Annotated in this window: 15 protein-coding genes; 6 read left to right on the top strand and 9 right to left on the bottom strand. The window is 63.7% G+C overall.

Annotated features, from left to right (window positions below):
* Positions 1-88: 88 nt before the first annotated feature.
* From WC739_RS17880 to otnK, 8 genes are all read right to left on the bottom strand, one after another.
* Positions 89-1114 carry an ABC transporter ATP-binding protein gene (locus WC739_RS17880; protein WP_372954354.1) on the bottom strand — a complete coding sequence of 342 codons (1026 nt, stop codon included), beginning with the start codon at positions 1112-1114 and terminating at the stop codon, positions 89-91.
* Entirely contained in the window at positions 1111-2094 is a 984-nt protein-coding gene (locus tag WC739_RS17875; RefSeq protein ID WP_372954357.1) for an ABC transporter ATP-binding protein, read from the bottom strand. Before WC739_RS17875 ends, WC739_RS17880 begins: the two co-directional genes overlap by 4 nt.
* On the bottom strand, positions 2094-2900 hold the full coding sequence (locus WC739_RS17870) for an ABC transporter permease (RefSeq protein WP_372954356.1): 807 nt from the start codon (positions 2898-2900) through the stop codon (positions 2094-2096). The genes WC739_RS17875 and WC739_RS17870 overlap by 1 nt, the downstream gene beginning before the upstream one ends.
* Before the next feature lie 26 nt (positions 2901-2926).
* Complete coding sequence (locus WC739_RS17865; RefSeq protein WP_372954353.1) at positions 2927-3940, bottom strand: ABC transporter permease; 1014 nt, start codon at positions 3938-3940, stop codon at positions 2927-2929.
* A gap of 33 nt (positions 3941-3973) precedes the next feature.
* Positions 3974-5461, bottom strand: a complete 1488-nt coding sequence (locus tag WC739_RS17860) for an ABC transporter substrate-binding protein (protein WP_372954355.1) — start codon at positions 5459-5461, stop codon at positions 3974-3976.
* 261 nt (positions 5462-5722) lie between these two features.
* The gene (locus WC739_RS17855) at positions 5723-6433 is read right to left on the bottom strand and encodes a GntR family transcriptional regulator (RefSeq protein WP_372954352.1); all 711 of its coding nucleotides are present in this window, start codon (positions 6431-6433) and stop codon (positions 5723-5725) included.
* Positions 6434-6574: 141 nt separating this feature from the next.
* A complete protein-coding gene (locus WC739_RS17850) occupies positions 6575-7216 on the bottom strand; it encodes a class II aldolase/adducin family protein (RefSeq protein WP_372954351.1) in 642 nt (213 codons plus the stop codon).
* 3 nt (positions 7217-7219) lie between these two features.
* Positions 7220-8497, bottom strand: coding sequence for a 3-oxo-tetronate kinase (gene otnK / locus WC739_RS17845; protein ID WP_372954350.1), 1278 nt, complete (start codon positions 8495-8497; stop codon positions 7220-7222).
* 106 nt (positions 8498-8603) lie between these two features.
* On the opposite strand from otnK, the gene WC739_RS17840 reads away from it, so the two are divergent.
* The 3 genes from WC739_RS17840 to WC739_RS17830 all read left to right on the top strand — a co-directional run bounded on the left by WC739_RS17840 (position 8604) and on the right by WC739_RS17830 (position 11461).
* A complete protein-coding gene (locus WC739_RS17840) occupies positions 8604-9830 on the top strand; it encodes an aminotransferase class III-fold pyridoxal phosphate-dependent enzyme (RefSeq protein ID WP_372954349.1) in 1227 nt (408 codons plus the stop codon).
* Between the two features lie 264 nt (positions 9831-10094).
* Positions 10095-10748 (top strand): fructose-6-phosphate aldolase, encoded by a 654-nt coding sequence (gene fsa / locus WC739_RS17835; protein WP_372954348.1) that lies wholly within the window; start codon positions 10095-10097, stop codon positions 10746-10748.
* Positions 10749-10783: 35 nt separating this feature from the next.
* The gene (locus tag WC739_RS17830) at positions 10784-11461 is read left to right on the top strand and encodes an HAD family hydrolase (RefSeq protein WP_372954347.1); all 678 of its coding nucleotides are present in this window, start codon (positions 10784-10786) and stop codon (positions 11459-11461) included.
* Here WC739_RS17830 and WC739_RS17825 read toward each other — a convergent pair.
* On the bottom strand, positions 11458-11976 hold the full coding sequence (locus WC739_RS17825) for a DUF2937 family protein (RefSeq protein WP_372954346.1): 519 nt from the start codon (positions 11974-11976) through the stop codon (positions 11458-11460). The two genes, WC739_RS17830 and WC739_RS17825, sit on opposite strands and share 4 nt — an antisense overlap.
* Before the next feature lie 334 nt (positions 11977-12310).
* Here WC739_RS17825 and glgX point away from each other — a divergent pair, with 334 nt between their 5' ends.
* From glgX to treY, 3 genes are all read left to right on the top strand, one after another.
* Complete coding sequence (gene glgX / locus WC739_RS17820) at positions 12311-14395, top strand: glycogen debranching protein GlgX (protein ID WP_372954345.1); 2085 nt, start codon at positions 12311-12313, stop codon at positions 14393-14395.
* Positions 14392-16275, top strand: a complete 1884-nt coding sequence (gene treZ, locus WC739_RS17815; protein ID WP_372954344.1) for a malto-oligosyltrehalose trehalohydrolase — start codon at positions 14392-14394, stop codon at positions 16273-16275. Before glgX ends, treZ begins: the two co-directional genes overlap by 4 nt.
* A partial coding sequence (treY, locus tag WC739_RS17810; protein WP_372954343.1) for a malto-oligosyltrehalose synthase occupies positions 16272-18679 on the top strand: 2408 nt, incomplete at its 3' end. The genes treZ and treY, both read left to right, overlap by 4 nt.

Here is an 18679-nt window from a genome sequence, read left to right as displayed (position 1 = left end):
AGCGCCACCGGGCCTTCCGGAAAGCCGAGGCCCGTCACATGGATTTCCTTCGACCGCATTGTCGTTCCTCCCTCAGTGTCGTCCAGTTCTAGCCTGCTGTCGCAAGGCCGAGTCGCGCGCGGCCCACTTGGGCGCCCGTCAATGCCGTCTCGTCGGGTGCGAGGTGGCAGGCCACAATCTGGCTTGAGCCAGGCATGGCGCGCAGCGGCGGCACTGTGGTTCGGCAGATCTCGCGCGCCAGATGGCAGCGCGGGTGGAACCGGCAGCCCGAAGGCACATCGGCCGGGTTTGGCGGATCGCCGGTGAGCATGATGCGCTTCCAGCCGGGCTGGCGGCGGGCGGCCAGGGTGGGCGCCGCCGACAGAAGCGCCTGCGTGTAGGGATGCAATGGCCGCTCCATGATCTCGGCCGCCTTGCCCTGTTCGATGATCGTGCCGAGATACATCACGGCGATCCGGTCGGCGACATGGCCGATCACGTCGAGGTCATGCGAGATGATCAGGTAAGAGATGCCCCGCTTGCGCTGGATTTGCAGCATCAGGTTGACGATCTGCGCCTGGATCGACGGATCGAGCGCCGAAGTCGGCTCGTCGGCGACGATGATCTCCGGTTCGAGCGCCAGCGCCCGCGCAATGGCGATGCGCTGCAGCTGGCCTCCGGAGAATTCGCCGGGCAGCTTCTGGAGATCGGTGTTCTCCAGCCCGACGAAGGACAGCAATTCGCGGATGCGGCTTTCCAGTTGTGCTCCGAGTTTGATGCCATGCGTGTCGAACGGCTCCCGCATCACTTCGGCAATCGTCATGCGCGTGTTGAGTGAGGCGAGCGGATCCTGGAACACCGCCTGCAGGCGGCGACGTATTGGAAGCATGCGCCGGCTGCCGAACGCGGTCACGTCGGCGCCGTCGAAACGCACGCGCCCTTCCGTCACGTCGACGAGCTTCAGGGCGAGCCTGGCGAGGGTGGATTTTCCGCAGCCGCTCTCGCCCACCAGCCCAAGCGTCTCGCCCTTGTGGACCGACAGGGAGACGCCCGCCACCGCCTGCACAAAACGGCCGCCGCGCCTTTGCGAAAAGGTCTTCGAAACGCCATCGAGTTCCAGAAGCGCCACGGTCATGTCCTCGCAACCCCGGCCGGCATCGAGTCTCCGATCGGGTGGTGGCAGGCAAGCTCCACGGCGCCGAACTTTCGCCTGGGCGGCTCGATGGTCCGGCAGTCATCCTGCGCGCGGGGGCAGCGGGGATGGAAGCGGCAGCCGGGCGGGAAGGAACCGAGCCCGGGCGCGCCGCCAACGATGGCGTTGAGCTCCTGCTTGGCCGGCGTCTGCGATATCATGGCGCTGGTCATCAAGGCCGCGGTGTAGGGATGCGAGGGCTGCAGCATGATTGCATCGGCGGGTCCGATCTCGGCGATGCGTCCGGCATAGAGAACCAGGATGCGGTCGGCGACTTCGGCGACAACGCCCATGTCGTGCGTGATCAGGATGATCGTCAGGGCCATTTCGCGCTTGAGTTCGGCCAGCAGCTCCAGCATCTGCGCCTTGATGGTGACGTCGAGCGCCGTCGTCGGCTCATCGGCGATGAGCAGGCTGGGGCCCGCGGCCAGCGCCATGGCGATCATGGCGCGCTGGCGCATGCCGCCGCTGATTTCGTGCGGATAGGCCGACGCGACGCGATGGGGATCCGGAATGCGGACCCGCTCCAGCATCTCGACGGCGCGCTTGCGCGCCTCCGCGCGGTTGGCCAGACCGTGCGCGGTGAGCGTTTCCGCAATCTGGTCGCCGACCGGCCATACCGGGTTCAGCGAGCTCAACGGGTCCTGGTAGATCAGTCCGATCTCGGTGCCGCGCAGCTTGCGCAACTCGGCGTCCGGCTGCTTCAGCATCTCGCGATCCTTGAACCGGATCGAGCCTGAGACGAAGGCCGAACTGGGCTGGAGGCCGGCGATCGACATGCCGGTGAGGGACTTGCCCGAACCCGACTCGCCGATGATGACGAAGGTCTCGCCCTGCTCGACGTCGAAGGAGATGGCGTCGACCGCGACAAGGTTTTCGCCCGCGCGCCGGAAGCCGGTGGAGAAGTTCCGAACCGACAGGATCATGCGTTTCGCCTCGAGGCGAGGGCATCGCCGATCAGCGAGAAGGCGGTGGCCGTCAGCATGATCATCGTGCCGGGGAAGACTAGGTACCACCAGGCCGAGCCGAAATAGGATCGCGAGTCACGGATAAGCAAGCCCCATTCCGGTGTGGGTGAATTGGCGCCGAGGCCGAGGAAGGAAAGCGCCGTGACAGCCACCAGCGCATAGCCGATATCGGTTGTGACGCGCACATTCACCTCCTGGATGACGAAGGGGATGATGTGCCGGCGCAGGATGGTGATTTCGGAGACACCGAGCGCGCGAGCGGCCTCGACATGCGGCCGCTCACGCAGCCGCAGCACCTCGCCGCGCACCAGCCGCGCATAGCCCGGCCACCAGATGATGGCGAGCGACAGCGCCACGCTGTCGAGGCCGCGCCCGATCGAGGCGGTGACAGCGAGCGCCAGCACCAGCGCCGGGAAGCCGAAGAAAAGGTCGACGACGCGCATCATCAGATTGTCGATGCCGCCGCGCGCCATGCCCGACACAGCGCCATAGATGACGCCGAACACCGCCGAGGCGAAGACGATGACAATGGCTACGCCCAGCGAATAGCGCGTGCCGTAGACGATGCGCGAAAAGACGTCGCGGCCACCCTCGTCGGTGCCGAATATATGCGTGAAATTCGGTGGCTTCAGGCGGTCGGCCATGGCGAGCGCGATCGGGTCGTGTGGCGCGATCAGGCCCGGTACGAGCGTGAAGGCGGCAAGGATGACGACCACCAGCAGCGCCAGCGGCAAGAGCACGCCCTTCGGCCTGGTGATCATGCGGCGCGACGGTTGCGTGGACGCACTCATGAGCCCACGCTCTGCACGCGCGGATCGATCACGGGATAGAGCAGGTCCATCACCAGGTTGATGATCACGAAGCCGGCCGTCGACACGATTGCCAGCGCGATGACCGGCGAATAGTCGAAGACCTGGAACGACTGGTAGGCGTAGAGGCCGATGCCCGGCCAGTCGAAGATGACCTCGACCAGGATCACCCAGCTGATCATGTAGCCGAACTGCATGGTCGTCGCCGTCAGGATCGGCGACAGCGCGTTGCGCAAGATGTGCTTGAACATGATGCGGCGTGGCGACAGCCCCTTGCCGCGCGCCGTGCGCACATAGAGCCGGCCCTGTTCCTGGATCAGTGCGGCGCGAGACAGCCGCGTGCCCACCGCAAGCAGGTTGATGACGATGGTGGCGGCCGGCAGCGCCAGATGCTTCAGGCTGGCCAGGAATGCGGACAGGCTGCCGGCAAGCATCGAATCCATCAGGAGGAAGCCGGTGATCACCGGCGGCGCCGTCTCGCGGATCGGGAAACGCGAACCGAGCGGCAGCCAATGCAACTTGTAGAAGAAGAAGAACTGCAGCGTCATGCCGAGCCAGAACACCGGGATGCCGGTGCCGATCATGGTGATCAGCCGGATCGACCCATCGACGGCCCCACCGGGATGGCGAGCCGCCAGCACCGCCAGCGAGAAGCTGATCGCCAGATAGAGGACGAAGCTGACGATCAGCAGTTCCAGCGTCGCGGGAAGGTATTGCCCCAAATCGGTGCTGACGCTGCGCCGCGTGCGGATGGATTCGCCCAGATCACCTTTGGCCAGGCCGACCATGTAGGAGGCGAACTGTTCCGGCAGCGGGCGGTCGAGACCGTGCTCGGTGCGGATGCGTTGCACGGTAGCCTCGGAGGCGTTCTGGCCGGCCAGGAAAGCGGCTGGGTCGGCCGGAACGACACGGCTGAGGAAGAAGGTTATGACTGCGACGGCTATGAGGACGAGAAGACCCCATAGCAGGCGCTTGAACAGGAAACCGATCACAACCGTGCCGTCCGCATGCGCATCCCGCTGCTGCTACTTGCTGTGCATTTCCCAGAAGCGGGCATTGATGTACTCGGCCGGATCGATGCGGTAGCCGGCGATCCGGTCAGGTTCCGGCACGACGGTCTTCGGCCGCGCGGTCCAGATGATGTAGTGGGAATCCACGACGATGTCGGCCGCCTGCCTGAGCAGTTTGCCGCGCTCCGCGGCATCGGAGATCGTCGGCAGCTTGGCCACCAGATCCTGCAGCGTCTGGTCGAAGAACTTGCCCGAATTGTAGAAGCCCCCCTTGAGATAGTGCGCCGAGAAGAATTTCGTGGCGTCCGACGGGCTCAGGTTTGCGTTGCCGAGCACAAAACAGTTGCTCTTGTCTGACTTGATGGCGGTGATCGCCTCGACGAAAGGCTGTTCCTCGATCTCGACGGTGACGCCAAGCTGCTGGGCCGATGACTGAAGCACTGTCGCGGCGAAGCGGAATTCCGGGAAGCCGGCGGGCACCGAACATTTCATCTTGGCATTGGCGAGGCCCGACTTGGCCAGTGCGGCCTTGGCCGCCCCGAGGTCAGTCTTGATCTCCGGCTCTTCCTTCTCCGGGCTGCCGGGGAACCAGGACGGTATCGGGCCGCGACCGATTTCGGCCTTGCCCTGGAAAGACTGCGCCATGGCGGTGTAGTCGAACGCCTTCACCAGCGCGTCGCGGAAATCCTTGTTGTTGGTCGGCGCCAGATCCATGTTGAGATAGATCGCCGGCCAAGCCCACAGGTTGTTGCCTTCGACCAAATGGAAACCCGAGCTCGTGCCGATCCGCAGGGCCTCGTCGAGCGGCACGAAATTGGCGAGGTCGAACTCGCCGCCCTCGAGGCCACGGGCGCGATTGGCGCCGTCGGTGACGAAGCGGTCGAGCACGCGGTCGAACGGCTTCTCCGGGAATTTGCCCCACCATTTGTCGTTGCGCTTCAGCTCGATCTGGGTGCCGCGCGTCCAGGCCACGAACTCGTAGGGACCGGTGCCGTTGGCATTCTCGTTGAACCATGCCTGGCCGAGATCGTCCTTGTGCTTGGCGATGTCCTCATCGGAAAGCATCTCGATGCGGCTGAGGTTGGATGCCAGGAAGACGGTCGGTGCCTTCGTCTCGATCTTGACGGTCTTGGGGTCGACCACGGTGACGCTGGCGATATCGTCGACCAGATAGGATTGGCCCTGGCCGATCTTCAGCAGGCGGTCGAGCGTAGCCTTGACGTCATTGGCGTCGAATGGAGAGCCGTCATGGAAAGTGACGCCGTCGCGCAGCTTGAAGGTCCAGACCTTGCCATCCTGCTTCCATTCCGTCGCCAGTGCCGGCAGCAGCTTGGAGGGATCGTCGAGATCGAAGTCGACCAGGCGGTCGTAGATGTTGCGTGTGACCGTGAATTCCCAGTTCACATTGGCCTTTGCCGGATCGATCGTGCTCGGCTCGCCGGCATCGGCATAGACGAAGGTGGAAGCGTCGTCCGCGAACGCCGCATAGGAGGTTCCGCTCATCAGAAGGCCGAGCGCTACTCCCAGAATCCCATTGCGAAGCTTCATTGTACTCCCCTTGTTTTTTGACCTCTGGAAATAGAATATATCATATATGATTGATGTCGCAAGCGCGGCTGAGCGCGTTTCTGCACCGTATGGGAGCGCTGGGGCGCGCCAGTCCACAGCGTTGGGCATCCGCGGCCGGAGCGATGACCCGCGGCTCCCGAACCCGGCCAATGCGCGCCAAGCGCTGAAATATTTGAGGGTGTTCGGAGGCTTGGCCTATCGGCGCGGGCGGCGCGCAGGTTCGCTCTCGGCGGCCTGCCTGCTCTCGATGTCGGCGAGATGCTCGATGAACTTGCGCCCGCCTTCGATCAGGTCCTGCTCGAAGGCGTCGCGCAGGGCCGCTTCGTCCTTCGCACGCAAGGCGCTGATCACCTTGAGGTGCTGGTGCTCGCCCTCATAGGTGGGGTGGCCATGCGGGTAGAGGAGGCTGAGCAAGGGGCCGGCCTGGATCCACAGCCTTTCGATCATCTCGATCAGATACGGCATTTGCGATTTGCGGTGGACCGCGAAGTGGAAGTCGAAATTGTGTTGTAGTGCGGCCGCGTAGTCCTTCGTGCGTTCCGCCTTGACGAGCTTGTTGTGGATATCTTCCAGGGTCTTCAGGAACGGCTCGTCTATGTGGGGCATCGCCTTCAGCGCGGCATAGGGTTCGAGCACGAGCCGGATGTCGCGCAGTTCCAGATATTCCTGGAGGCTGATGCGTCGGACGCGGATGTAGTAACCCGGCTTCATTTCCAGCGCGCCGTCTTTTACGAGCTGGAACAGGGCTTCGCGCACCGGCGTCTCGCTGGTGCCGAGTTGCTGGGCGAGATCGCGGATCTTCAGCCGGTCGCCAGGATGCAGCCGCGCCGACATCAGCTCCTGGCGCAGACGCAGGTAGATCTGCGACGACAGGCTCGTCGCCTGGATCTCAGGCAGGTTCTGCATTGTTCAGCGGGCTCGTTCTCTGCGTCTGACCAATATTCTTCAAGATCATACCGTGCCAGGGGTGTCCATATCGGGGTGCCTCCTTCGTTCGAAAATCGAGTTCACATGCCAGAAGCTTTCGCTCGGTCGCCCCTCGCTTTTCTATTTCAGCGGACCCGTTCCGTAATTGCCGTAGCGCCTGGCTACCCGCGCCATTTCTTCGTCGGGCAGCAGGACGGGCTCGCCACCTTGCAGCGCCATCAGATACTGGCGCGCCAGGGTCTCCAGCTTCACCGTGGTCTGGAAAGCGGCCTCCAGTGTCTTCCCGATCGCAATCATGCCGTGGTTGGCGAGCAGGCAGGCATTGCGATCCCTGAGTGCTTCAACCGCCGCTGCTCCGAGGTCGGCGGTGCCGAAGATCTCATACCGGGCGCAACGCACATCGGTCCCGCCGAAGGCCGCGACCATATAGTGGAACGGCGGCAGGGGCTTGCGCAGGCATGAGAGCGCCACGCAGGCGTCGGCGTGAGTATGGACCACGGCGTTGGCGGCGGGATGCGCGCGCAGGATCGCCTCGTGCATGTGCCATTCGCTGGACGGGACGCCCCCAACCGCGCTGCCGTCGGGCCCGACATGGACCAGCCGCGACGGCGTCAGGTTGGCGCTGTTTGCCCCGGTGGGGGTGATCAGCATGCCGCCGGATGTCCGGCAGCTCACATTGCCGCTGCTGCCGTGATTGAAGCCGCTTTCCTGCAGGCGCTTCACGGTTTCGACGATCGCCTGGCGCTGTGTGTCTTCGTCCATCGCCTAGTGCTCCGGGTGCCGCATGGATTCGAGAGTAGGCAGCAGCATGTCGGGTGGCCCGAGTTTTCCCGATTTGAGGCTGAGGGCGACGGTCTCGCCTTCTTCCGTCGTCGCGCGCGCGATCCCCGGACCCTTGTAGGCACTTATCCGCAGACGATCGATGCCGAGTTGCTCGACAACCGTTCCCGAGGTCTCGCCGCCCGCGACCACGAAGCGCCGAACGCCGCGCTTGCGCAGTTCCACCGCGAGCCGGCCGAGGATCGCCTCGGCGAAGGCGGCGGCTCCTTGGCGGCCGAATCTCGCCTGGGCGGCATTGACCTGTTCGGGGTTGGCGGAGGTGGCGATCGACACGGGGCCGCTGTCGAGATGCGGGCCTGCCCAGTCCAGCGCGGCTCCAACAGCCGCCTCGACGCTGCCGACCGAAGCGATGTCGATGCGGTGAACCGGTCTTGCCTGTTCAAAAACCGCGAGCTGCTCGAGCGTGCGCTCCGCGCAACTGCCCGCCAGCACGACGCCCGGACCTTCCACTGCCGGGATTGGCCGTTTCGGCGGCGCGTCGTCCAGCCAGCCGCGATCGCGCCAGAGCGGGGGATAATGGCGCATGATCGGCGCATTGCCGGTCATCAGCGGCCAATCGACCGTCAGCGCCGCGATCGCATCCAGATCCTCCGGATAGATCGCGTCCATGATGATGTGGCGGACACCTTGCGCGACCAGCCTGTCCAGATAGGCGCGCTGGCCGGCGGGTTCGGCCCGCACCATGTCGTGAGGGAACAGGCCGACAGCCAGTTTCGACTGTCGTTGCAGCACGCGTGGAAGGTTTGGATCTGTCATCGGTGTCAGCGGATCGAAGCGTTTTGGCGACTCGGAGACCAGTTGCGCGCCGACGAAGAGGTGGCCCTGGAAAACGCTTCGCGCGAGATCGCCCGAACTCGGACAGAAGCCGGTATGGGTCGCTCGTGTCAGGGCCAGCAAGCTATCGGCGACCGGGCCGATATTGCCGTCGTCGGTCGAATCGAAGGTCGCGCAATATTTGAAGAACAGCCGCCTCGCGCCGATGGCGAGCAGCTGCCGAGCCGCGTCTTGCGACTTCGCGACCGCCTCGGCGGCGGGAACGACGCGGGTCTTCTGGGCGACGACGATGGCAAGCGAGCCGGCCAACTGCGGCACCAGGGCTGGCTTGGTGACGAAGCCGCAATCGACGCCGAGCGCCACCAGCATGGCGGCCGTTTCCATGCCGCCGGTGAGGTCGTCGGCAACGATGCCGATGATAGGCTGCATGTCCTCCGCGTCTCCCGAGCTATTGTCTCAGGATGATACATGATATATCGAATGTTGCAAATGAAGTCCCGGCGTGATGACACGACTGGGCGGTGGGATAGACTGCATGGACCAGTATTCGAAGAGCAATGACGACGCCTTGCGTGCCCGCGCCATGCGAGTCATTCCGGGCGGCATGTGGGGGCATCAGAACGCTCCACGGCTGCCTGTCGGCTATCCGCAATATTTCTCGCGTGCCGAGGGCTGTCATATCTGGGACGCCGACGGGCGTAAATATATCGACTTCATCTGCGGGTGGGGGCCGACGATCCTCGGTTATGGCGATGCCGACGTCGAGGCCGCGGCCGCGAATCAGAGGGCGCTTGGCGATGCGATGAATGGCCCCAGCGCGCGGCTCGTCGAGTTGGCGGAGCTGATGGTCGAGACCGTTCCGCATGCCGACTGGGCGATGTTTTCCAAGAACGGCACCGACGCGACCACCGCTTGCGTGACGATTGCCCGGGCAGGCACCGGTCGGCGCAAGGTCCTGGTCGCGCGAGGCGCCTATCACGGCGCGATCCCGTGGTGTTCGCCCTCAGTCGTTGGCGTGACGGAAGAGGACCGGGCGCACCTGGTCTATTTCGACTACAATGACGTGGCGAGCCTCGAAGCCGCAGCCGAGCATTGCAAGGGCGATCTCGCGGCCATCCTGGTGTCGGCCTTCAAGCATGATCTGGGCAAGCCGCACGAACTGCCGACAAGGGAGTTCGCGCAGCGGGCGCGTGCACTGGCCGACGCGGCAGATGCGGCCCTGATTGTCGACGATGTGCGCGCCGGTTTCCGCCTCGATCTCGGCGGCAGTTGGGAACTGGTCGGCGTGCGGCCGGACCTTGCCGCCTGGAGCAAGGCTATCGCCAATGGCCACGCGCTGGCCTCCGTGACCGGCAACGATCGCTTCCGCGAGGCAGCAACCCGCATCTTCACGACGGGGTCCTTCTGGACAGCCGCGGTGTCCATGGCCGCGGCGATCGCCACCATCGAGAAGCTGCGCGCGGTAGACGCGGTGGCGCACATGCGCGCCATGGGTCAGCGCTTCCGCGACGGCCTCGATGCGCAGGCCAGGAGCCACGGTGTGCCCCTGCGCCAGAGCGGGCCGGTGCAGATGCCGGTCCTGCTGTTCGAGAACGACCTGGATCGCAGGCTTGGCGATGCCTTCTGCCTGGAGGCGCTTGCCCGCGGCGTCTACCTGCATCCGTCCCACACGCTGTTCCTGTCGGTCGCCCACCGCGAAACCGATATCGACAGGGCGCTCGAAACGACCGATGAGGCCCTTGCCGCGGTAGCGCGTCTGTAGGACGGAGCAGTTTGCCCGCTGCCGCCTCTGATCCGCTGATCATCATCGGCTTCATGTGACCTTCGCGGTAGTATAGGCATGCGCTGCTCCTACGATGCAGCACTATTACCAAATCTCCGCAGTTGATTGCCAAGGTGCTCTGACGCGACAGCCTTGGCGCAATAACGCTGTGTGTGGAACCAACAGCCAGGCATGAGCTTGCTCCTGCTGCGGACGTTGAGCGCTGAAGCCAGCGTGCGGTATCGCAATCGAATGCGAGGCATCATGAAATTCTTCGTCGACACCGCCGACATCGCTGAAATTCGCGAGCTGCAGGAAGCAGGCATCATCGATGGCGTGACCACCAACCCGTCCCTGGTGCTGAAAGCCAATAGGCCGATCAAGGAGCTCTTGAAGGAAATCTGCGAGGTCACCGACGGGCCAGTGTCGGGCGAGGTCGCTTCGATCGAACTTGACGACATGATGCGGGAGGGCAAGATCCTTGCCGATATCGCCCCCAACATCGTCATCAAACTGCCGCTGACGCTCAACGGTCTCAAGGCCTGCAAACGCTTCACCCAGGAAGGGCTGAACACGAATGTGACGCTTTGCTTTTCCGCAAATCAGGCACTGCTGGCGGCGAAAGCCGGTGCCACCTACGTTTCCCCGTTCGTTGGTCGTCTCGATGACACCAACATCGACGGCATGGAATTGATCGCCGATATCCGCCAGATCTACGACAATTACGGCTTCGACACGCAGATACTGGCCGCCTCGATCCGCACGGCAAACCACATTCGTGAAGCCGCGCTGATCGGTGCCGACGTCGCCACTGTGCCCGCCGCGACACTCAAGGCCATCGTCAAGCATCCGCTCACCGACAAGGGCCTGGACGGCTTTCTCGCGGATTGGAAGAGCACAGGCCAGACAATCGAATAAGGCGACCGTAGCTTTTCGTCGCCAAAGGACACCGCATGCATGTAACAGCCATCCTCTTTGACATTGACGGCACCCTGGTGGACAGCAACGACCTCCATGTGCTGGCATGGGAAGAGGCATTTCTGGGTGCCGGCAAGCGGTTCGAGCGGCAGGTGATCCATGACCAGATCGGCAAGGGGGCCGACATGCTGGTGCCCACGCTGATTCCGGAAGCGAACGCCGAAACCCAAAAGGAACTTGGTCAGGCGCAAGGCAGGATTTTCAGGGAGAAGTACCTTCGCCAGGTGAGGCCGTTTCCGAACGCTCGCGAGCTCCTGGCGCATGCGCACGGACTGGGACAGCAGGTTGCACTCGCATCGTCCGCGTCCGAGGATGATCTTGTCCACTATCTCGACCTGCTCAAGGCTCGCAATATCGTTGCGGCGACGACCAGCAGCGCGGATGTCGAGAGGACGAAGCCGGCTCCCGACATTTTCTCCACCGCCCTGGCAAAGCTGCCGGGTGTCTCCCCACGGCAAGCCATCGTCGTCGGCGATACGCCATATGATGTCGAAGCAGCGCGGAAAATTGGCATCTCCACCGTCGCGCTGAGATCGGGCGGCTTCTCGGATGACGTTCTCGATAAGGCCGGGTCGATCGCGATCTACGACGATGTGGCGGCCCTGCTGGCCGACTATGGCGACTCCCCACTTGGCCGGGACATCGCTGCTTAGCGCGTCCGGCGCATGGCCAGCACGCTCCTTCGCCAACCCAGCCCCAGGATCGCGGCGATCCCATACGCAACGGCGGCGCCCAAAAGGAAGCCCAAAGCCGCCCAGATCAAGCCATCGGTCGTCGTGGGCACCGCAGGGCTGAAATCGTGCCAGGCGCCCGCGAAGGTGGCTTGATCGCTGCGAGCAAGAACGAGCGGCTGGGTGAGCGTAGAACTCTTGGCGAAATCGTCCCTTTGGCGCATCAATGTTTCGTACCGGTCGATGGTCGTGCGCATGCTGAGGCCGCGCGCCTGGAAGAAGGGCACGGTCGATCTCTGGTGCAGGTCAAGCGCCTGGCCGCGCGACAGGCCCGAATTGACCGCATCCCGGTCGAAGTCGCTGACGAGGCGCCCGAGCTCTTCGATCGCCCCGCCGAGCCGCTGCTTGTACTGTTGTGCGAATTCCGGAAATTGCGAGGCGCCGACCGCCACCATGAGGGCCACGGCGTAGATAAGCTTTTGCCCGACCCAAGCCATCGATCCGTTTCCCTCCTCGGCCTTTCATTGGGTGCCTGTGCACCACCGCAAGATCTGCCCTTGCGCCGTCCACTTGCAGATGGGAACGGCGTTAAACGCGGCAAGGTTCCCGGCGGCGGCAAAGCGGGTCAGATTCCCCCAGGGCTCCGACATTGATCTTACGTCCGTAAGGCGCCGCGCGACACGCTCATGGCGGCGCCGTGCGAGGTGCTCACGCTCTGTCGCGAGGGTGAGATGGTAAAATGCGAAACGACCGGAACATATTCCGGCTGGTTGAGTTCGTCCTTGCCTTCTGTCCGCCCGATCCTGCTTTCCAACATATCCCGAGGTTCTTATGACCAAAGCGTCCCGCATCTCCCATGGATCGCCGTTTCCATTGGGTGCGCGTTGGGATGGGTCCGGCGTGAATTTCGCGCTGTTTTCCGCCAATGCCACCAAGGTGGAACTCTGTCTGTTCGACGGTAACGGCCGCCGCGAGCTTGAGCGGGTCGCGCTGCAGGAATTCACCGACGAAGTCTGGCACGGCTACCTCCCTGATATCCGGCCCGGGCAGCTCTACGGCTACCGGGTCCACGGGCCATATGCGCCGGAGGCGGGCCATCGGTTCAATCCCAACAAGCTGCTGCTGGATCCGTATGCCTTGGCAATGAAGGGCGATATGCGCTGGCACGATTCGGCATTCGGCTATCGCGTCGGAAGCAGCCGTGCGGACCTCTCCTTCGATAAGCGCGACTCCGCTTCGATCATGCCGAAATGCGTCGTCGTCGACCCAGCCGTGACCTGGGGCGAGGACCCCAGGCCCAAGGTGCCGTGGGGGGAGACTGTCATCTATGAAGCGCATGTGAAGGGCATGACGGCCTTGCGCGACGACATCCCGGCGCAATTGCGCGGCACGTTCGGCGGCCTTGCCAACCCGCGCGTGGTCGACCATCTGGTCAAGCTCGGCGTCACATCGGTCGAGCTCATGCCGAGCCAGTCCTTCCTCGACGACCGCCATCTGCTCGAGCGCGGTCTCAAGAATTACTGGGGATACAACACGATCGGCTTCTTCGCGCCGGCTGCCCGCTACATATCGCCGGGAAGCGACATCCACGAATTCAAGCTGATGGTTCGGCGGCTGCACGAGGCCGGCATCGAGGTCATTCTCGACGTCGTCTACAACCATACGGCGGAGGGCAACCACATGGGCCCGACGCTCTCGTTCAAGGGCATCGACAACGCCAGCTATTATGTCCTGGCCGACGATCCCCGCTACTATTTCGACACGACGGGCTGCGGCAACAACGTCAATCTGCGTCACCCGCGCGTTCTGCAGATGGTGATGGATTCGCTGCGCTATTGGGTCGAGGACTGTCATGTCGACGGATTCCGCTTCGACCTTGCCAGCACGCTTGGCCGCGACCGGGCAGAGTTCGACCACCATGCCGTCTTTTTCGAGACGATCCGGCAGGATCCGGTGTTGCAGAAGGTCAAGCTCATCGCCGAACCCTGGGATACAGGCCCAGACGGCTATCAGGTCGGCAATTTTCCGCCCGGATGGGCCGAGTGGAACGACAAATACCGCGACACGGTCAGGGGTTTCTGGAAAGGCGACGAAGGTCTGGCCCCCGATCTTGCAAGCAGCCTGCTCGGCTCGGCCGATCGCTTCGACAAACGTGGCAGGCGCCCCTATGCAAGCGTCAATTTCGTCACCGCGCATGACGGCTTCACCCTCAAGGACGTCGTCAGCTTCAATGACAAGCACAATGAAGCCAACGGTGAGAACAATGCCGACGGTCACTCGCACAATCTGAGCTGGAATTGCGGTGTCGAGGGACCGACGGAGGATTCGGCCGTCCTCGACCTTCGTGACCGCATGCGCCGGAGCCTTGTTGCGACGGTGCTGATGTCGCAGGGCACTCCGATGATCCTGATGGGCGACGAAGTCGGCCGCAGCCAGTCCGGCAACAACAATTCCTACTGCCAGGACAATGAAATGAACTGGCTGCAGTGGAAAGACATCGCTGACCGGGATCGGCAGTTCAGCGAATTTCTGGCCGGCCTGATCCGCATCCGGCGGACGCGCCCGCTGCTGCGGCAATGGCGGTTCCCGCACGGCAATGCCGTCGACGAGACGGGACGTGCCGATGTGGAGTGGCTTCGGCCCGATGGAGGGGCCATGGCGTCCGCAGACTGGCAGTCCACGGACACGAGGGCCATGGCCATGCTGCTACGCAGTGCGAGCGAGGTGCTGATCCTGCTGTTCAATGCGCACCATGAAGCGGTCTCGTTCAACCTGCCGGCAGAGGCCGGAAACAGTTGGCGCATCGTGGTCGATGCCGCCGCTGGGGTCGCCGATGAAAATGCGGCGAAGGCGATCGAGCACGAGTCCTATCTCGCCGAGGCCAGGTCGCTTGTCCTGCTGGAGCGACGTGCATGAGCCTGGCAGGCCCGCCCGCGGCAAGCGCGGTCCGCGCAGTTCCCACGTCCTGGGGCGCGGCGTTCGTGCGTCCCGGCGAGGCGCGGTTTCGGGTCTGGGCGCCTGGTGTCGAGAAGCTCCTTCTACGGCTGAACGGCACCGACACACCGATGATACGCGATGACGACGGCTGGTTCGAGCTGTTGACCGCCGGCGTCGCGCCGAACGACCGGTATTGCCTGGTCCTGCCCGACGGGCGCGCGATCCCGGATCCGGCTTCCCGCGCCCAATCCGGTGACGTGCATGGCCCTTCGCTGCTCGTCGATCCGACCAGCCATGCGTGGACGGACGGGGAATGGCGTGGGCGTCCATGGGAGGAGACGGTTCTATACGAGCTCCACGTCGGCACCTTCACGCCGCAAGGAACCTTCGAGGCGGCGGTCGCACGGCTGGAGCACCTCGCCAGGGTCGGCGTGACTGCCATCGAGATCATGCCGGTGGCGCATTTCGGTGGCGAGCGCGGATGGGGTTACGACGGCGTGCTTCCCTACGCGCCTCATCGCGCCTACGGCTCGCCGGACGCCATGAAGGCATTCATCGACGCAGCGCATGGGCATGGTTTGATGGTGCTGCTCGACGTCGTCTACAACCATTTCGGACCCGACGGGAATTATCTTCCCCTGCTGGCGCCCGAATTCTTCGATCCCGACCGCCACACGCCCTGGGGAGCCGCGATCGCGTACGAGAAGCTGCCGGTCCGGCAGTTCTTTATTGAAAACGCACTGTACTGGCTGGAGGAATTCCATCTTGACGGACTTCGCTTCGACGCGATCGACCAGGTTGCCGATCCGAAGTCCGAAACGGAGATCCTCATCGAAATCGCCGACCGCGTGCGTCGTGAATTTCCCGACAGGCACATCCACCTGACGACGGAAGACAACAGGAACATCGTGCACCTGCATGAGCGGGACGCGCGCGGCAATGCCGTCCGGTTCACGGCGGAATGGAACGATGATTTCCACAACGCGGCCCACGTCCTGGCCACCGGTGAGACCGACGGATATTACGAGGACTTCGCCGAACATCCGGCGCGTCACCTGGCCCGCACCCTTGCGGAAGGCTTCGCCTATCAGGGTGAGGAACAGGCCGACGGCCGGCGCCGGGGGGTCTCCAGCCGCCACCTGCCGCCCACCGCCTTCATCGACTTTATCCAGAACCATGACCAGGTCGGTAACAGGGCTTTGGGGGAACGCCTGTCCACCCTTTGCGAGGAGCCGATGCTGCGCGTCTTGACGGCGACATTGCTGCTCTCGCCGCACATTCCGCTGCTGTTCATGGGGGAGGAATGGGGCGAGACGAACCCCTTCCTGTTCTTCACCGACTTCGAGGGCGAGCTTGCCGAAGCGGTGCGCGACGGACGTCGTCGTGAATTCGCGAAATTTGGCGCCTTCAACAGTGAGGAGAAGCTGGACCATATCCCCGACCCCAATGCCAGGTCGACCTTCGAGTCTTCAAGGATCGATTGGGCCAAGGCGAATGGCAACGGCGAATGGCTGCCCTTCACCAGGCAACTTCTGTCGATACGCAGGCAATCCATCGTCCCTCTGCTTCGCGGGGCAGGGGCCAACAGCGGCACGGTGCTTGATGCGCCGGAAGGCGTGGTTGCCGTCGATTGGACGCTGTCGCAAGCGTGCCAGCATGTGCGTGCGAACTTCTCGCACGAAGAGCGCAACTTGCCGCAACTGGATGCGGATGTCGTCTTCGCCTGGCCGGCAAGCGCGGCCGATGCGCTTCGCGCCGGCCGCCTCCCAGGCCACTCGGTGGTCGTGGCGCTGACGCCGGGCGAGCGGAGCGCGGACCGCACCGGCCAAGCTCGCCATACTGGAGAGAGATCGGCATGACCCTGCCTCGGGCAACATATCGACTGCAGTTTCGCAACGGCATGGATTTCGACCGCGCCGCCGGCATCGTCCCGTATCTGCAAAGCCTTGGGATCAGTCATCTTTACGCTTCGCCCATCTTCACAGCCGCCTCCGGCTCGACGCATGGATATGATGTCTCAAACCACAACGAGATTGATCCGGCGCTGGGCGGGCGCCAAGGCTTTGACAGGCTGAGCAGCGCCCTGAAACGCGCGGGGCTAGGTCTCATCCTCGACATTGTTCCCAACCACATGGCGGCGGCCCTGGAAAACCCATGGTGGCGTGACGTGGTCGAGTGGGGAGTGCGGAGCCCCTATCACCGCCACTTCGATATTGACTGGAGTGAACGGCTGACCCTGCCGATCCTCGGTCGCCCCTACGACGAGGCCCTGGCAATGGGCGAGTTGTCGATCCGGCTCGATCGCCGGCAAGGCGGGCTTGTGCTGGCCTATTTTGACCATTGCCTGCCGCTATCGCCCTCGACCTATCAGGACGTGCTGCCGGGAATCGAGGGACCGCTCGCTGTCGATTTGCTGCACATCGCCAACACCGCGCGTCGAGACCAGGGCCAGGCCCTGCATGACGCGCTCAAGTCCGCGCTCGGCGACAGCGCCGCGACGTCGGACCTGGAAGGCGAGTTGGCGCGGCTCTCCGCCGACAGGACCTTTGTCGACGCGATCCACGCCGCCCAGCCATGGCGGCTCTTCTTCTGGAAGGATGCCCGCAAGCACCTGAACTACCGCCGGTTCTTCGAAGTCACGGGCCTGGTCGGCGTACGGGTCGAGGCGCCGTCCGTCTTCGATGACGTGCATCGTCTCACGCTTGAGCTTGTCCGGTCCGGACAGGTCGACGGCTTGCGGATCGATCATGTCGACGGCCTGGCGGATCCGAAAGCCTATCTCCAGCGACTGAGGCAAGAGACAGGACCGGACATCTTTCTGGTCGTCGAAAAGATCCTAGCCCGCGGCGAGACGCTGCCCGCGGATTGGCCGATTGAGGGCACGACGGGTTATGAATTCATCGGCGCCATGGGCGACCTGTTCGTCGACCATCAGCGGTCGGCTGAGCTGGACGGAGTCTATGCCAAGCGGACAGGTCGCCCGGATCTCGCCGGCGACAGCTTTGCCAGGGAGGCCAGGGCGGCGAAGCGGCTGATGGTGACGCGGAACTTCGAGACGGAGCTGTTGGTCCTCGCAGGCCTGGCGACGGAATTGGCAAGAAGTCTCGCGGCCGCCATGCCCGATCCCAATGTGACAAGCGCTGCGCTTGCCGAATTGATCGCGGCATTTCCGGTTTACAGAACCTATGGCACCGAAGCAGGCATGCCGGACCATGATCGCAAGCTTCTGCTTCGCGTGGCCGACGAAGTTCAAACTTCGAGCGCGCGGGTTGACGCCGAGGCGTTGGAATTGGTGGTGCGCCTGTTGACCGGGGACGTCCCGTCGCCGATGGCCGCGCAGGCATGGGAGTTCAGGAAAAGATTCCAGCAACTGACCGGTCCGGTCATGGCGAAGGCTGTCGAGGACACCGTTTTCTATCGCCACAACAGGCTGATCGGCTTGAATGAAGTGGGCTGTGACCCGTCGGGCCATCAGGCTTCGCTGGACGAGATCCATCGGATGTTTTCCTCCCCCGACCGCTTTCGCCCTGCCGGCCTGCTTGCCACGTCGACGCACGACACCAAACGCGGCGAGGATGGCCGGGCACGGCTCTATGCCCTGAGCGAGGCGCCAACAATCTGGGGCGACGCGGTCGAGCGCTGGCGGCGGATGCATGCGTCCAACGTCGAGCACCTGCAAGACGGGCCCGCACCTGACTCCGACACCGAATGGATGCTCTATCAGGCCCTGACGGGAGTCTGGCCGGAAGGGGCGGAATCCATTGGCGCGGCTGCTCTCGAGATCCTGTCCAAACGCTTCGAGGCCTATGTCGAGAAAGCGTTGCGCGAAGCGAAGCTGCGAACCGAGTGGGCCGATGTCAACGAACCCTATGAAAAGGCGGTCAAATCCTATGCGGCAAGGCTGCTGTCCCCGGCCAACCGCGATTTTCTCGACGACTTTTCCGCGACGCTGCAGCGGTTTTTGCGCGCCGGCGCACTCAACGGTCTCGCGCAGACCCTGATCAAGATGACGGCCCCAGGCATTCCCGACTTCTATCAAGGTGCCGAAGGCCTGGATCTAAGCCTCGTCGATCCGGACAATCGCCGCGACATCGATTGCGAGGCTCTCAGGCAGAGCCTGGCGTCTCTGCCGCCGTCGCTGTCCGCTGCCGATCTCGGCGACGCCACTGTCAAGCAGGGCGTGATCGCGAGATGCCTCGCCTTTCGCGCAAGGCACGAGGCGTTGTTTGCGCGTGGCGCTTACGTTCCACTGCAGGCGTCGGG

The sequence above is a fragment of the Mesorhizobium sp. genome, assembly GCF_041661565.1.
In the GTDB taxonomy this organism is placed as follows: Bacteria; Pseudomonadota; Alphaproteobacteria; order Rhizobiales; family Rhizobiaceae; genus Mesorhizobium.
Note: the sequence above shows the minus strand (reverse complement) of the source record. Positions and strands in the feature narration are given on the sequence as shown.

Coding starts and splice junctions, on each gene's coding strand:
- WC739_RS17840 (WP_372954349.1), top strand. CDS start 8,604: ATGGACCAGTATTCGAAGAGCAATGACGACGCCTTGCGTGCCCGCGCC.
- fsa (WP_372954348.1), top strand. CDS start 10,095: ATGAAATTCTTCGTCGACACCGCCGACATCGCTGAAATTCGCGAGCTG.
- WC739_RS17850 (WP_372954351.1), bottom strand. CDS start 7,216: ATGGACGAAGACACACAGCGCCAGGCGATCGTCGAAACCGTGAAGCGC.
- WC739_RS17830 (WP_372954347.1), top strand. CDS start 10,784: ATGCATGTAACAGCCATCCTCTTTGACATTGACGGCACCCTGGTGGAC.
- treZ (WP_372954344.1), top strand. CDS start 14,392: ATGAGCCTGGCAGGCCCGCCCGCGGCAAGCGCGGTCCGCGCAGTTCCC.
- WC739_RS17855 (WP_372954352.1), bottom strand. CDS start 6,433: ATGCAGAACCTGCCTGAGATCCAGGCGACGAGCCTGTCGTCGCAGATC.
- otnK (WP_372954350.1), bottom strand. CDS start 8,497: ATGCAGCCTATCATCGGCATCGTTGCCGACGACCTCACCGGCGGCATG.
- WC739_RS17860 (WP_372954355.1), bottom strand. CDS start 5,461: ATGAGCGGAACCTCCTATGCGGCGTTCGCGGACGACGCTTCCACCTTC.
- glgX (WP_372954345.1), top strand. CDS start 12,311: ATGACCAAAGCGTCCCGCATCTCCCATGGATCGCCGTTTCCATTGGGT.
- WC739_RS17825 (WP_372954346.1), bottom strand. CDS start 11,976: ATGGCTTGGGTCGGGCAAAAGCTTATCTACGCCGTGGCCCTCATGGTG.
- WC739_RS17870 (WP_372954356.1), bottom strand. CDS start 2,900: ATGATCACCAGGCCGAAGGGCGTGCTCTTGCCGCTGGCGCTGCTGGTG.
- WC739_RS17880 (WP_372954354.1), bottom strand. CDS start 1,114: ATGACCGTGGCGCTTCTGGAACTCGATGGCGTTTCGAAGACCTTTTCG.